The sequence below is a fragment of the Parasphingorhabdus flavimaris genome (genome assembly GCF_013371215.1).
GTDB lineage: Bacteria > Pseudomonadota > Alphaproteobacteria > Sphingomonadales > Sphingomonadaceae > Parasphingorhabdus > Parasphingorhabdus flavimaris.
In genome coordinates, this window is record NZ_JABWMH010000003.1 from 571,042 (window position 1) to 584,953 (window position 13,912).

A 13,912-nucleotide genomic window follows, 5' to 3' on the forward strand; every position below is an offset into this window, starting at 1 on the left:
ATAATTGTTCTATATGCAATTATGCAGATAAATTCCCAAGAACTCCTGACCTTCGTCACGGTCGTCGATTGCGGTCAGGTCGGCCTTGCCGCGCAGATGCTCGGCCAGAATCCGTCCAGTATAAGCCGCACCCTCGCAATGCTTGAGGAAAAGCTTGGGGTAACCTTGCTGGCCCGCACGACCCGCCGGCAGCAATTGACCGAGGAAGGAATCTTCTTCCTCGATAAGGCGCGGCTGGTGCTGAGCGAGATGAAATCGGCCGAAGATATCCTCAGGGATCGTGACCGGACACCGTCCGGGCGCCTGCGGGTTGATGGGGCCTCGCCATTCATGCTGCATTGCGTTGTGCCGCACATCCCGCTTTTCTGCCAAAAATATCCGCGGATCGAGCTTGAGCTGACCAGCAGCGAAGGCAATATTGATCTGATTGAACAACGCACGGATGTCGCCTTGCGCATCGGCACGCTGAAGGATTCGGCGCTTCACGCGAGACCATTGGGCGTGTCGCAACTCCGGTTGCTGGCCAGTCCGGAATATCTGTCTCGCAGAAACGCACCCCAAACGGTCGAGGAACTGGGCCGGCACGACCTGATCGGTTTCACTCGACCCGAGAGCCTGAACATCTGGCCGCTCAAAACGCCAAACGGGGCCACATCGAAAGTGGACCCAAAGACCAGGGCGTCGAGCGGTGAAACGATCAGGCAACTCGCCTTGCACGGACAGGGTATTGCCTGCCTGGCCGACTTCATGACTCACGAGGACCAGCGGCAGGGACGGCTGATCCCGGTCCTTGCCGAACATACGATCCCCGATTGGCAAGAAATTAGCGCGGTCTTTTATCGACAGACCGAACTGGCGTCGCGGATCCGTGTTTTTATTGATTTTATCGTCGAGAATGCGGTTCAATCAGGAGGCTTGATTCGCCGCATGCCTTGACCAGGACGATAGCTCAAAAGCGTATCGCGCTCAAATAGCCAAGGAAGGCGCGCTGTTTTGAAGCGGCGGCATTGCCTCATCCGGATCGGCCATGCCAGGCCGGACATCGCTTCGCGCTACACGTCCCTGCGGCACCGGCTGCAGGAATATCAGGTTCGGGAAACAGCCGAGAATTCGCGTTGGATAGGCATCAATCGCACGGCAGAGAAGAATCTCTGCCGTGCCAAATGTTATGCCTGATTTGGGTTACTCGGCGAGCATTTCATCATAGACGGCGCAAGCTTCGACAATTCCAAAGCTTCCGTCGGCGGCACCCTTCTGCATCTTCTCCTGAACTTCCTGCATCTTGCTGGTCATTTTCTGCATAGCTTCAGGATCGCTGGCCAGGCCTTGCATCTTTTCGCCAAGCTTCGTTGCTTTGGCCATCATCGCATCCTGGGTACATTCCTCAGTAGATACAGCCTCTGCAGTTTCTTCCGTTGCGGCAGTTTCCGATGTTTCATTGCTGGTACCGCATGCACTGAGCGCGAATGCGCTCGCAAAAACTGTCAAGGTCGCAATCGAATTTTTCATAGTTGATTCCCGTTATTTTTATTGAATGCCGCCTTTGCTGGCAATGGGCCAGAACCCGGCAGCGGACGTGGTTTTTTTCACTGATCTTGCATCGGTGAAATTTCGGATTGATCCACCAATATTCCATTCGGACAGCTTTCTTGCGGCACGATCACGGCAATGCACAGGGCAGCAGCGGTAGGCGAGATAGTCATCGTTAAAGGTCCCCGGGATCAATCCAGATGTTGACCTAGCGTGGCTCGCGAACGGGTGAGTGATGTAGATCACAACGTGACGGTGGGTAAATTTCGGTTTTCTGGCCTGATCCGCCTACATCCTAAAGCTTGATCGAAACGCGGGAGGGTCTATGCGGTGGGACAGAGCGAACCATCCGGGTTCTTCATGCCAAATTATCGCGGAATAAAAATGAACGAACCCAATAATAAAGTCCCCGGCCTCGCTACGCGCCAGTCCGCCATTCGCCTGCTCGACGCCGTCTGCCGGCGTGGCGAGACGCTGGATCAGGCGATGGCCGCGGCTACCGGCAAACTCTCCAATCCGTCGGACAAGTCGCTGGCCCATAATATCGCCGCCAATGTCCTGCGCTGGATGACCGCGCTCGATGCGATGATCGACAGCGCGACCCGCAACCGGCTGGCCGATGATGCCAAGCCGCGGATGGCGCTGCGCATTGCGCTGGCCCAGGTGCTGATCCTCGACACGCCGCAGCACGCCGCGATTTCCACCGCCCTGCCGCTGGTCCACGGTGGCCCCCGCCGGCTGGTCCACGGAGTGTTCTCGACCGTCATGCGCGGTGTCGAATCGGGCAAGCTGAAACTGCCGGAATATCCGGAAATTCCCGGCGAGACGCTCGATCGCTGGACCGGCAACTGGGGTGAGGATGTCGCCAATGCCGCGAGCCAGGCGTGGGCCAGGCCTGCGCCGCTCGATCTCAGCTTCCGGTCCGATGATACAGGCTCGCTGGAAGGCGAGAAGCTTGCCCCGAACCATCTCAGGATGCTTCCAGCTCTTCCAGTCACCGCGCTTGACGGCTTCGACGACGGCGCCTTCTGGGTGCAGGATCTGGCCGCCTCGATTCCCGCTCGATTGTTCGGCGCAGGCGAGGGGCGGACGATATTCGACCTCTGCGCGGCCCCCGGGGGCAAGACCATGCAACTGGCCAGCGCCGGCTGGAAAGTGATCTCGGTCGATAACAGCGCCAAGAGAATGGAACGCTTTCACGACAATCTGGTACGCACCAAATTGCAGGCCGATGAAGTCATCGCCGACCTGATGCAGTGGGAACCGGCGGAACCCGCCGACGCTGTGCTGCTCGACGCTCCGTGCAGCGCCACCGGCATCTTCCGCCGGCACCCCGACGTTCTTCATTGTATCGGTTCGCGCCAGATCGCCGATCGGGTCGACGTCCAGCGAGCCTTGCTCGACCGCACCGCGCCCTGGGTCAAGCCCGGCGGAACTCTGGTCTATGCGGTCTGTTCGCTCGAGCCGGAAGAAGGCGAAGAGCAGATCGAGGCGTTTCTCGAAAGGCATGAGGATTTCACGATCGATCCGGTCACCGCAGACGAATTGCCGGCGCATATTCTGCCCGGCGAATCCGGTTGCGTTCGTACCCTGCCGACCACGCTGGCGGAACAGGGTCATGTCGACGGATTCTTCATCGCGCGCCTGCGCCGGAAAGCCTGATTTTCTACATATTGTGAACCTGTCCCCAATCTGTCCACAAGGGACTGTGGAAAGGTCCGAAACGCGCCTTGCCTGCACCGGACAAAAATTATAGAGGCGGGCGCAGTTTAAGGAAGAGCCATGTCCGACATCCGTATTGCCCCATCCATTCTCTCTGCCGACTTTGCCCGTCTGGGCGAAGAGGTGCAGGCCATCGACAAGGCCGGTTGCGACTGGATCCATGTCGATGTGATGGACGGCCATTTCGTTCCCAATATCACGATCGGTCCCGCCGTGATCAAAGCGCTGCGTCCGCACAGCGCGAAGCCGTTCGACGTCCATCTGATGATTTCGCCGGTCGACCAATATCTCGAAGCCTTTGCCGAAGCAGGCGCGGATATCATCTCCTTCCATCCGGAAGCCGGTGCCCATCCGCACCGTACGGTGCAGACTATCCATTCGCTGGGCAAGCAGGCCGGGCTGGTGCTCAATCCGGCGACTCCGCTCGACATACTCGATTACCTGATCGACGATCTCGACCTCATTCTGGTGATGAGCGTCAACCCGGGCTTTGGCGGGCAAAGCTTCATCGACAGCCAGCTGCGCAAGGTCGAGGCGATCCGCAAGCGGATCGACGACACCGGCAAGGACATAAGGCTGGAGGTGGACGGCGGTATCGATCTCAAGACCGCGCCCAAGGCAATTGCTGCTGGTGCCGATACGCTGGTAGCGGGAACCGCAACCTTCCGCGGCGGCCCGGATCAATATGCGGCCAATATCAGCGGCCTGAGGGGTGAATGACCACCGGCGGGTCTGACCGGCTTGATCTGGGCGATGGCCACCCGGAAGAGCCAGCGACCCATGACGAAAATGCTGCCGCCGGAGAAGGCCGCAGCCTGACTCTCCGCCACGACCGCGATCGCGGCCAGTCGCTCGCCGAACAGGCGACCATGCTCTATTACCGGATGACCTGGCGGATGCCGATGCACCGGCTGCGCCTGTCCGGCAAACTGCCTTTGCGCCTGCTGGCCGTTCCGGTCGATCCGGTTGACGGTGACCGCGTCCAGGGCATGGCGGTCCGCGCCGGATATTTCCTGTTTCGCGGTCTCAAGAAGAAACACGAGAAAATCGATTTCGCCGAGCTCAGGCTGCCACCGCAATTTGAAGATTATGTCCACCGTTTCCAGTGGCTGCGCGATCTCGACACCGCCGCGTCGCGCGATCAGGCGGTGCCGGTGGCGGAAAATCTGATGAACCAGTGGCTCGATGCCAACGGCGGAGTCATTCGTCAGCCGGCGTGGCGGCCTGACAATTGCGCCTGGCGCCTGTTGATCTGGGCCAGCCATGCGCCGCTGATCCTGTCTTCCAAAGACCTGATCTATCGCTCCAAGCTGCTCAACAATATCGCCCGCACCGCCCGTCATCTCGACCGCACGGCGGACAAGGCCCAAAGCAGCCTCGGCCGGCTGGTCGCCTGGAGCGGCGTTGTTGCCGCTTCCCTGCTGCTGCCCGAAGGCCGGGTGCGCCAGATTGTTGGCGAAGCGGGTCTGGAAAAGGCGATGGGCGAATTTTTCTTTGCCGACGGCGGCACCGTCTCGCGCTCGCCGCTCAACCAGATGGAAGCGGTGATCCTGCTGTCGATGCTCAAGCAGGTCTATATTGCGCGCAAGGAAGACCCGCCGGTATTCCTCCAGGAAGCCCTCAACAAGGCGGTTCCGCCGCTGACCGCGCTCACCCATTTTGACGGATCGCTGGGCAATTGGCAGGGCAGCGGAGCGACATCGGCGGAACAGGTTGCGCAGGTGGTCGAGGCCAGCGGCGTGCGCGCACGGCCGCTGCGGCAGGCGCGCGAATGGGGCTATCAGCGGGTGTCCTCCGGGCGTTCGGTGCTGATCCTCGACGCGGCACCGCCGCCGATCGCGCGCATGGCGGTGGCCGGCTGCGCCTCGACACTGGCCTTTGAATTTTCCCATGGCGATTGCCGGATCATCAGCAATTGCGGCGGCGCAGGACTGGTCGGCGCGACGATCCCGGCCGCGCTGGCACGGGGCCTGCGGACCACCGCAGCCCACAGCACCTTGTGCATCGCCGATAGCAACAGCACCTCGATCCTCGCCGATGGCAAGCTCGGCCGCGGGGTCAGCGAAGTCGAGCTGTTCCGCCGCGATGTCGAAAACGCGACCCGGCTCGAGGCCAGCCACGACGGCTACGCCCGCCGCTTCGGTCTGATCCACAAACGGCTGCTGCTGTCGCGCTCGGACGGTCTCGAATTGCGCGGCGAGGACATGCTGATTCCCGACGGCAAGAAACGCCGGCGACGCAAGGACGATATCGCCTATGCGTTGCGCTTCCATCTCGGACCGGATATTGAAAGCGATCTTGTCTCCGAAGGCAAAGGCGTCTTGTTGCGCCTCAAAGACGGGAATTTGTGGCAATTCCGCTCGACGAGCGGCGAAATTCAACTGGAAGAAAGCCTCTGGGTAGACGGCATGGGCATTGGCCATGAAGTCCGGCAGATGGTGATCAGCGGTGCAGTGGGCAGGGGCGGTGGTGCCACCGGCTGGCTGCTCAAACATATGGGGTAGTAATGACGGAAAATATCAAAATCAAACGCGCGCTTTTGTCGGTCTCGGACAAGAGCGGGCTCGCTGATCTCGGCAAGCAGCTGGCGGCGATGGGCGTGGCGCTGATCTCGACCGGCGGCACCGCCAAGACGTTGCGCGAAGCGGGCCTCGAGGTCGCCGATATTTCCGACGTCACCAATTTCCCCGAAATGATGGATGGCCGGGTCAAGACCCTCCACCCCAAGGTCCACGGCGGTCTGCTCGCCCGGCGCGACGACGCCGGCCATGTTGCCTCGATGGAAGAACATGATATCGCCGGGATCGATCTGGTGATCGTCAATCTCTACCCCTTCGCCCAGACCGTCGCCAAGGGCGCAGAGCGGGACGAGATTATCGAGAATATCGACATCGGCGGCCCTTCTATGGTCCGTAGCGCGGCGAAGAACCATGATTTCGTCACCATCGTCACCGATCCTTCCGACTATGACACCCTGCTCACCGAACTGCAGCAGAATGACGGCGGCACCTCGCTGGCTTTCCGCAAGAACATGGCTGCCAAGGCCTTCGCCGCGACCGCCAGCTATGACAGCATGATCGCCCAGTGGTTCGGCTTTGCCGATCAGGGCAAGATGTTCCCCGATACGCTGCCGGTCACCATGAGCCGCCCGGTCGAGCTACGCTATGGCGAGAATCCGCACCAGAGCGCCGCGCTCTATCTGCCTGACGGCCCGTCCGCGAGCGGTATCGCTCAGGCAGAACAGCTGCAGGGCAAGGCGCTAAGCTATAATAATTACAACGACGCCGATGCCGCGCTCGAACTGGTCAGCGAATTTCGCGACGGCCCGCCGACCGTGGTGATCGTCAAGCACGCCAATCCGTGCGGCGTTGCCAGCGCCGACAATATTCTCGACGCATATAAGGCCGCTCTGGCCTGCGACAGCGTCTCGGCCTTCGGCGGTATCATCGCGGTCAACCGCCCGCTCGACGGACCGGCGGCCGAAGCGATGACCGGCATCTTTACCGAAGTTGTCTGCGCGCCCGCCGCGAATGACGAGGCCAAGGCCATTTTTGCCAAGAAGAAGAATCTGCGCCTACTGCTGACCGGAGAGCTTCCCGATCCGGCCCGCACCGGCATGGGTTTCAAATCCATCGCAGGCGGATTTCTGCTCCAGTCCCGCGACAATGGACAGATTGCCCAGACAGACCTGAAATGCGTCACCAAACGCCAGCCAAGCGAGCAGGAAATGAACGATTGCCTGTTCGCCTGGACGGTTGCCAAACATGTCAAATCCAACGCCATTGTCTATGCAAAGGGCGGCGCGACGGCGGGCGTCGGTGCCGGCCAGATGAATCGTCTCGAATCGGCGCGGATTGCTGCGTGGAAAGCCAAGGATGCAGCTGAAAAAGCAGGTTGGAGCGAGGCTCGCACAAACGGTTCGGCGGTTGCGTCCGATGCCTTCTTCCCGTTTGCCGACGGTCTGTTGGCCGCGGTTGAAGCGGGCGCGACAGCGGTCATTCAGCCGGGCGGTTCGATCCGCGATGATGAGGTGATCGCGGCGGCGGACGAAGCAGGCCTGGCGATGCTGTTCACCGGAATGCGCCATTTCCGCCACTAGATCCTCGCGACCATGAATCCCGGTCCATATCCGAATGCGGGATGGACCGGGTCTTCAATGGATTAGCTGCGCCGCACGGACGGTTCGATCATCCAACGATCTTGGAAAACCGGTTGGTGACGCCGGGCCGTCTGGTCGAGCTTTGGGTCTTGAAACCGGTCCAGACATGGCCGTTACTGGTTGGTTGGACAAAATGACGCTGCTTGTTGTCATCGGTAAAATTGAACATTTCGACGTTTACAGGCTCCGAAAACAGCACCCCGAAATTCTGTCCTTCGGTCCAGCGGACTTCACCGACAATCCGTCCATATCCTTTTTTTATGACCGTGATCAGCTCAAACGGCCGGAGAAAACCCTCGGTACGGCCACCCATGCCCTGTTCAGATAAATTGGTCACAATAGCCGAGAATCCCGGTCCATTCTCTCGTTCGATCTCCACCCGGATCAGCTTGCGCGCTCGTGCCTCGCGTTCCGCGGCGGGAATTTGGTCGTGGAAATTGTCTGCGTTGCAACTAGTCATGGTTTATATAACGGTAAAATCGGGTAACATTAAGCAATCAGGCCGGTCTCGGATTATTTTCTTACAGGCAGATATTGTTCTGCGATCATGGCCCGGAAAGCAGCCGTTTATCGCGGCGTCGGCCAGGCGAAGGGCAGGCGGGTTTCGCCTGTCGCCAATCCCGAAGCCGCGAACCGGCGTTCGGTGAACATCCCTTTGCCGCGGCGATCAACCGTCACCACCGTGCTGCACCGGGTCCCGTAGGTCGGGTTGCGGATAAAAATGGCCGAATGCTCGGGCTGCAGGCCGGTGGGCGAGGATTGACCGGAAAGGCCAGCGGGTTCGTGGGTGGTCTGGTCTAGCAGATGGTCGAACAGCTCTTCCGGATCGCTCGATCCTTTTGCCATCCACTGTTCGAGAGCTCCGTTGAGCCGGGGCGACTTTGCCCAGGGTTGCCGGACCATGCCGTTGGACAGGCCGTGCACCCCGTGACCGAGCAGCTCTGTCTCGCTGTCGGGCCGGTTGCTGTGCACCCGCGCCTCGCCTTCTGCGACGGTTATCAGGTTGAACGGATTGAAATCCGAATAATCGGCAGCGCCGATATCGGCATATTGCCCGTCTCCTAAGAGAAAATCTTTCAGCAGATCGCCCCGCGATGCGCGCTCCGCCACCGGCGGGCCATGGCCGTATAAATTGGTGACGACCGCAAAGCGGCCCTGTTCGGATATGCCCAGCCAGGTTCCGCCGGCCAATATATCCCTGCCCGCAAGCAAATGCTCCGCGCCTTCCCAGCGATGTGCAGCGTCTGCCGGTCGCGCGTGCAATTCATCGCGATTGCCGATGGCAACCAGCTGCCATTCGGGATGGGCTTTCCAGGCAAATGCAACGATACACACGGTCGCGATGATAGCCGGATATATCGAACTTGCGACCAAAATCTCGGCCACAAGGCGCAATAATCCGGCATAGTTGCTTAAACATTGCCCGGCTGCTCTAATGTCTGTACGACTTGCAACGCCTTTCGGGCACCAACCGGTGTATTGATTACATCGTTCAATCAGGGAAATATAAACTCGTATGCCGCCATTTTCAGAACCGACCTTTCAAGAACGCACGCAAATGGCCGCCAAAGCCAAGCAGGCCGCACTCAAGCAGTTGAAGGCGCAGCCGACCGTCAGCGATGAAGTGCTTGCCGAACGCAAGGCTGCACGCATTGCCCGCGAAGAGAAAAAGGCGAAAGCGCGCGAAGAGAAGCGCGCGGCATTCGAACTGGTAAAGGCGGAACGCAAGGCTGCGAAAGAGCAGGCTGCTGTTGAAAAGGCTGCCGCAGAAGAAGCAGCGGCTCCACCCCCGCCGCTCACCGAAGCCGAGAAAAAGGCCGCCCGCGACCTGCGCTATGCCAACCGGAAAAAGCGCCGGAAATAAAGTCCGGCCTTCGCGCCGCGTCTGTCCGCAGGGTTAAATGGCAAAGAAGAAACTGTTTGTGGCTGCCGGAGATATTCTCTCGCTCGCCAGGAACGGCGAGCTGACCGTCAGGGTGACGCCCAATGCGGGTGACAACAGCATCAGCATGCCGAAAGACGATGACGCCGCGTGTGTCCTGTCGGTCCGCGTCACGGCGACGCCGGAGAATGGCAAGGCCAATGCGGCGGTTCTGAAGCTGCTGGCCAAGGCGCTCGGGCTGCCCAGGACATCCCTGGTGATTGTCCGCGGCAGCAATAGCCGCACCAAGACCATTGCCATTCCGCAATGATGTCTGGATTTCCGCTTTACCGCTAAATTCTTGGTCAGGCCAATCAGGCGCGACCGGAACGATTATTCCGGTGTCGCGGCCTGTGCATTTTGTCCGTCACCTTCCGGTGCGGCGATGATGTCGCGCGTTACGCTGCCCTTGTCGACGGTGAATGTTTCCGGATCACCCACCGAGGAGCGAATGCCTGCTTCGGAGCTGCCAGCCTGGCCGACAATCGCCGATTCGGTGACGCTGCGTGCTTGCGGTCCGCCGAACAGGGCTTCCAGAGTCTGCTGCTGCAAACCACCGGTCTGCGGACGAGGCTGACCGGGCTGAGGCGGGGTCAGCGTGAAATCGGGCGGGATGACCAGCGGAGGCTGGCGCGAAACCGCGAATTCATCGGGCCGTTCGCGGTCGAACAGGCCGCTGGAACCACAAGCCGTCAGGCTGGCCAGCGAAACAAGGCTGATGGCGACGGTCGATTTACGCATGTTATTGTCCCTCAAAAATCTCTTACGGAGCCTGATAGCGCGCTCCTGTCACAGGTCAACTTTCGTCAAGCTGAACATGGTCTTTTGTCTCGTCCGTCTTTTCGCGGATTAACAGCGCCCGCGCAAGCAGGATTACCACGCCGATGCTGATCGATGCGTCGGCGAGGTTGAATATCAGGAACGGACGGAATTCACCGATGTGCAGATCGGCAAAGTCGGCGACATAGCCGAGCCGCGCGCGGTCGACGATATTGCCCATTGCCCCTCCCAGCACCATGCCGAGCGCGATAATGTCCCACTTGGCCTTTTCCTTGTTCATCCAGACCCACACCGCGATCCCGATCAGTCCGGTCAGCGTGACCAGAGCCCAGCGCTGAAAATCGGTCGAGGCGGTGAGAAAACCCATCGAAACCCCGTAATTTTCCGCCCAGGTCAGGTTGAAGAACGGGATCAGCTCGATCTGGCCCTTGGTCGGCAGCTGGAGCAGCTGCATCACGACAAATTTGCTCGCCTGATCGATGAAGAAGATCATGAAGGCGATGATCAGGCCGGTGCGGCGGTATTTCTTGATGGGGTCGGTCATATCAAATTCCGTTCCAAACAGCGCCACGGCGAGACAAAAAGTCGTCATTGTGAGGCAAGGCGTCGTCATCCTGAACTCGTTTCAGGACCCCGGCGGGCTTGGTGCTCTGTTGAGAGAGATCCTGAAACAAGTTCAGGATGACGAATGAGTGCCTGTCACTCATTACGCCAAAACCTCCGCACAACGCCCGCAAAGCGCGCCGTCTTCTTCCACTTCCGGCAGCAACCGCCAGCAGCGGCCGCATTTGTGATTGTCGGTTTTGGTGACGGCAATCGCATCGCCATCACTGACGTCCGCGACAATCGCGAGCTCGGCGAATTCTTCGGTGCTGATCGGCAGGTCGGTCATCGGATAGACGACTTCGGCTTCCAGACTGGAACGAATGGTTTTTTCCCGCCGCAGCGGTTCAATCGCCTCGGTCACCTTCTCGCGGGCATCGCGGATGGTCTGCCATTTGCCCGCCAGATCGTCATCCAGCCACCCGGCATCAACCTCGGGCCATATCTTCAAATGGATCGAGTTATTCTCATCCGGGAACCGGCTCTGCCAGATTTCCTCGGCGGTAAACACCAGTACCGGTGCAATATAGCGGGTCAGCGCGTGGAACAATATGTCCATCACCGTCCGATAGGCCATGCGCTTCGGATCATCCTGCGCGTCGCAATAGAGGCAATCCTTGCGGATATCGAAGAAGAAGGCGCTGAGATCTTCCTGCGCAAAGGCGTTCAGCGTCCGCATATAGGGACCGAAGGCAAAATCATTCACATGTTGCTTCAGCTCGGCGTCGACCTCGGCCAGCCGGTGCAGGATATAGCGTTCCAGCTCCGGCATGTCTGCCACCGCGACCCGCTCGGCATCGGTGAAATCACCCAAGCCGCCCAGCATATAGCGGAAGGTGTTTCGCAGCTTCCGGTAACTGTCCGAAACCCCTTTCAGGATTTCATCACCGATCCGGTGATCCTCGGTAAAATCGACGCTCGCCGCCCACAGCCGCAATATGTCCGCGCCCTGCACGTCGATGATCTTCTTCGGATCAAGCGTGTTGCCGAGCGACTTCGACATTTTCTTGCCGCTCTTGTCGAGCGTCATCCCGTGGGTGAGCACCGCCTTGTAGGGCGCCCGCCCCCGCGTGCCGCAGGACTCCAGCAGGCTCGACTGGAACCAGCCGCGATGCTGGTCGCTGCCTTCCAGATAGAGATCCGCCGGCGACTGCTGGTCCGGCCATTTGCCGCTTTCCAGCACGAAGGCATGGGTGCAGCCGCTGTCGAACCAGACGTCGAGAATATCGGTGATCACCTCATAATCGTCGAGCGCATGGTCGTTGCCGAGAAAATCCTGATGATCGGCATTGAACCAGGCATCGGCTCCGCCAGCCTTGAACGCTTCGATAATCCGCGCATTGACCGCCGGATCGTTGAGATATTCGCCACTCTTGCGATTCACATAAAGCGCAATCGGCACGCCCCAGGCCCGCTGGCGCGACAGCACCCAGTCGGGGCGGCCTTCCACCATCGATTCGAGCCGGCGACTCCCGCGTTCCGGCACAAAGCGCACCTTGTTGCGGATTTCGTCCAGCGCAACATCGCGGAGGGTGGCCCCTCCACCATGCTGCGCATGGTCCCCCTCCCCGTCGCTGCGCGCCAGGGAGGATGCTTCCCCTTTTCCTCCCTGCGCCAAAGGCGTGGGGAGGGGGACCGCCGAAGGCGGTGGAGGGGCCGTGAGCGGCGCATCCATCGGCACAAACCATTGCGGCGTGCAGCGATAGATGATCTTCGCCTTCGACCGCCAGCTGTGCGGATAGCTATGGGTAAAATCGGCGCTCGCCGAAAGCAGCGCCCCCGCCTCGCGCAGGTCCGAACAGATCGGGCCTTGCGGGCCGTTGAAATTCTTGTTGATCACCCCGCCGGCGCGCTCGTCGCCGCGCGGCAGCCATTCCCAGTCTTCGCGATAGACGCCATCGGCATCGACCGCGAACACCGGATTAATGCCATTGGCCTTGCACAGGTCAAAATCATCCTCGCCATGATCGGGCGACATATGGACGAGGCCAGTGCCCGCATCGGTGGTGACAAAATGCGAACCGTCGAGGAACGGGCGCGGCTTGGTGTAGAATTCGCTGTCGGGAAACTTGTCGGCCATTGGGTGTTTGGCGGTGGCATCCTGCAAAACGGAGCCTTTAAATGCGCGGATAGTATCCTGCCCGGCAAAAGCGGCAATCACTTTAGCTCGTTCAACTGACAGAACGTATCGGCGTCCATCTGCATGTTCAAATATTCCGTATTCAACATCCGCCCCATAAGCGAGCGCCTGATTGACCGGAATAGTCCACGGCGTGGTCGTCCAGATCACCGCATGGGCGCCAACCAACTCCGGCGCATTCGGCGCGTCGACAATCTCGAACGCCACATCAATCTGGGTCGAGACAATATCCTCATATTCCACCTCGGCCTCGGCCAGAGCGGTCTTCTCGACCGGCGACCACATCACCGGCTTGGCACCGCGATAGAGCCGGCCCGCCTCGGCGAATTTCAGCAGCTCGGCAACAATCGCTGCCTCGGCGTCATAGTCCATCGTCAGATAGGGCTTGTCCCACTGGCCCATCACGCCAAGGCGCTTGAATTCCTCGCGTTGCACATTGACCCACTGGTCGGCATAGGTCCGGCATTCAGCGCGGAATTCGCTGGCCGGAACCTCGTCTTTGTTGCGCTTCTTCTTGCGATATTGTTCCTCGATCTTCCATTCGATCGGCAGGCCATGACAATCCCAGCCGGGCACATAGGGCGCGTCCTTGCCGAGCAGAGACTGCGAGCGCACCACCAGATCCTTCAGCGTCTTGTTGAGGCTGTGGCCGATATGGATATTGCCATTGGCATAAGGCGGGCCGTCATGCAGAATGAATTTCTCGCGACCGGCGCGGGCTTCGCGCAGCTTTTCATAGAGACCGATCTTCTGCCAGCGCTCCAATATCGCCGGTTCCTTTTGGGCAAGGCCGGCTTTCATCGGGAAATCGGTTTTCGGCAGGAAAACCGTGTCTTTATAATCTGCTTTGGGATCGGTCATGATCGCGGGGATTAGGGGAGGCGGGGCTTGGGTGCAAGCGGGATTTGTGCCACGCGAGAGCCACGCGATTTGCTCGTCATTGCGAGGGCTGGAAGCCCGTGGCAATCCAGTGCGGCGAGCGGCCCTGGATTGCTTCGCTTCGCTCGCAATGTCGTACAGGGCTGCTTAAACTCCTGCATCCGTTAGCCCTGAGCTT

13 protein-coding genes are annotated in these 13,912 nt (G+C 59.8%); 7 read left to right on the forward strand and 6 right to left on the reverse strand.

Features of this window, described 5'->3' with window-relative positions; all coding sequences use genetic code 11:
- Positions 1 to 21: 21 nt before the first annotated feature.
- Complete coding sequence (locus tag HUO14_RS11650) at positions 22 to 936, forward strand: LysR family transcriptional regulator (protein ID WP_176279990.1); 915 nt, start codon at positions 22 to 24, stop codon at positions 934 to 936.
- Positions 937 to 1,182: 246 nt separating this feature from the next.
- Here the strand turns inward: HUO14_RS11650 and HUO14_RS11655 are convergent, their stop codons facing one another.
- Positions 1,183 to 1,509: a hypothetical protein gene (locus HUO14_RS11655; protein WP_176279991.1), complete on the reverse strand. Its 327-nt coding sequence runs from the start codon at positions 1,507 to 1,509 to the stop codon at positions 1,183 to 1,185.
- A gap of 405 nt (positions 1,510 to 1,914) precedes the next feature.
- Between HUO14_RS11655 and HUO14_RS11660 the strand changes: the two genes are divergently transcribed.
- From HUO14_RS11660 to purH, 4 genes are all read left to right on the forward strand, one after another.
- On the forward strand, positions 1,915 to 3,192 hold the full coding sequence (locus tag HUO14_RS11660; RefSeq protein ID WP_246255526.1) for an RsmB/NOP family class I SAM-dependent RNA methyltransferase: 1,278 nt from the start codon (positions 1,915 to 1,917) through the stop codon (positions 3,190 to 3,192).
- A gap of 120 nt (positions 3,193 to 3,312) precedes the next feature.
- Entirely contained in the window at positions 3,313 to 3,972 is a 660-nt protein-coding gene (gene rpe, locus HUO14_RS11665) for a ribulose-phosphate 3-epimerase (RefSeq protein ID WP_176279992.1), read from the forward strand.
- Positions 3,969 to 5,756 carry a heparinase II/III family protein gene (locus HUO14_RS11670; protein WP_176279993.1) on the forward strand — a complete coding sequence of 596 codons (1,788 nt, stop codon included), beginning with the start codon at positions 3,969 to 3,971 and terminating at the stop codon, positions 5,754 to 5,756. Before rpe ends, HUO14_RS11670 begins: the two co-directional genes overlap by 4 nt.
- A gap of 2 nt (positions 5,757 to 5,758) precedes the next feature.
- Positions 5,759 to 7,351: a bifunctional phosphoribosylaminoimidazolecarboxamide formyltransferase/IMP cyclohydrolase gene (gene purH / locus HUO14_RS11675; protein WP_176279994.1), complete on the forward strand. Its 1,593-nt coding sequence runs from the start codon at positions 5,759 to 5,761 to the stop codon at positions 7,349 to 7,351.
- Positions 7,352 to 7,439: 88 nt separating this feature from the next.
- On the opposite strand, the gene HUO14_RS11680 is transcribed toward purH, so the two are convergent.
- Both HUO14_RS11680 and HUO14_RS11685 read right to left on the reverse strand, forming a co-directional pair.
- Positions 7,440 to 7,748 carry a hypothetical protein gene (locus HUO14_RS11680; protein ID WP_176279995.1) on the reverse strand — a complete coding sequence of 103 codons (309 nt, stop codon included), beginning with the start codon at positions 7,746 to 7,748 and terminating at the stop codon, positions 7,440 to 7,442.
- A 230-nt stretch (positions 7,749 to 7,978) separates the two neighbouring features.
- On the reverse strand, positions 7,979 to 8,797 hold the full coding sequence (locus HUO14_RS11685; RefSeq protein ID WP_343046097.1) for an NRDE family protein: 819 nt from the start codon (positions 8,795 to 8,797) through the stop codon (positions 7,979 to 7,981).
- A 130-nt stretch (positions 8,798 to 8,927) separates the two neighbouring features.
- Between HUO14_RS11685 and HUO14_RS11690 the strand changes: the two genes are divergently transcribed.
- Positions 8,928 to 9,275: a DUF6481 family protein gene (locus HUO14_RS11690; RefSeq protein WP_176279996.1), complete on the forward strand. Its 348-nt coding sequence runs from the start codon at positions 8,928 to 8,930 to the stop codon at positions 9,273 to 9,275.
- Positions 9,276 to 9,312: 37 nt separating this feature from the next.
- Positions 9,313 to 9,603 (forward strand): DUF167 domain-containing protein, encoded by a 291-nt coding sequence (locus HUO14_RS11695; protein WP_176279997.1) that lies wholly within the window; start codon positions 9,313 to 9,315, stop codon positions 9,601 to 9,603.
- A gap of 62 nt (positions 9,604 to 9,665) precedes the next feature.
- Here HUO14_RS11695 and HUO14_RS11700 read toward each other — a convergent pair whose 3' ends face one another.
- The 3 genes from HUO14_RS11700 to ileS all read right to left on the reverse strand — a co-directional run bounded on the left by HUO14_RS11700 (position 9,666) and on the right by ileS (position 13,716).
- A complete protein-coding gene (locus HUO14_RS11700) occupies positions 9,666 to 10,073 on the reverse strand; it encodes a DUF3035 domain-containing protein (protein WP_176279998.1) in 408 nt (135 codons plus the stop codon).
- A 55-nt stretch (positions 10,074 to 10,128) separates the two neighbouring features.
- The gene (lspA, locus tag HUO14_RS11705) at positions 10,129 to 10,656 is read right to left on the reverse strand and encodes a signal peptidase II (protein WP_176279999.1); all 528 of its coding nucleotides are present in this window, start codon (positions 10,654 to 10,656) and stop codon (positions 10,129 to 10,131) included.
- Positions 10,657 to 10,818: 162 nt separating this feature from the next.
- On the reverse strand, positions 10,819 to 13,716 hold the full coding sequence (gene ileS, locus HUO14_RS11710) for an isoleucine--tRNA ligase (RefSeq protein WP_176280000.1): 2,898 nt from the start codon (positions 13,714 to 13,716) through the stop codon (positions 10,819 to 10,821).
- Positions 13,717 to 13,912: the final 196 nt, after the last annotated feature.

Coding starts and splice junctions, on each gene's coding strand:
- HUO14_RS11650 (WP_176279990.1), top strand. CDS start 22: ATGCAGATAAATTCCCAAGAACTCCTGACCTTCGTCACGGTCGTCGAT.
- HUO14_RS11655 (WP_176279991.1), bottom strand. CDS start 1,509: ATGAAAAATTCGATTGCGACCTTGACAGTTTTTGCGAGCGCATTCGCG.
- HUO14_RS11660 (WP_246255526.1), top strand. CDS start 1,915: ATGAACGAACCCAATAATAAAGTCCCCGGCCTCGCTACGCGCCAGTCC.
- rpe (WP_176279992.1), top strand. CDS start 3,313: ATGTCCGACATCCGTATTGCCCCATCCATTCTCTCTGCCGACTTTGCC.
- HUO14_RS11670 (WP_176279993.1), top strand. CDS start 3,969: ATGACCACCGGCGGGTCTGACCGGCTTGATCTGGGCGATGGCCACCCG.
- purH (WP_176279994.1), top strand. CDS start 5,759: ATGACGGAAAATATCAAAATCAAACGCGCGCTTTTGTCGGTCTCGGAC.
- HUO14_RS11690 (WP_176279996.1), top strand. CDS start 8,928: ATGCCGCCATTTTCAGAACCGACCTTTCAAGAACGCACGCAAATGGCC.
- HUO14_RS11695 (WP_176279997.1), top strand. CDS start 9,313: ATGGCAAAGAAGAAACTGTTTGTGGCTGCCGGAGATATTCTCTCGCTC.
- HUO14_RS11700 (WP_176279998.1), bottom strand. CDS start 10,073: ATGCGTAAATCGACCGTCGCCATCAGCCTTGTTTCGCTGGCCAGCCTG.
- lspA (WP_176279999.1), bottom strand. CDS start 10,656: ATGACCGACCCCATCAAGAAATACCGCCGCACCGGCCTGATCATCGCC.
- ileS (WP_176280000.1), bottom strand. CDS start 13,716: ATGACCGATCCCAAAGCAGATTATAAAGACACGGTTTTCCTGCCGAAA.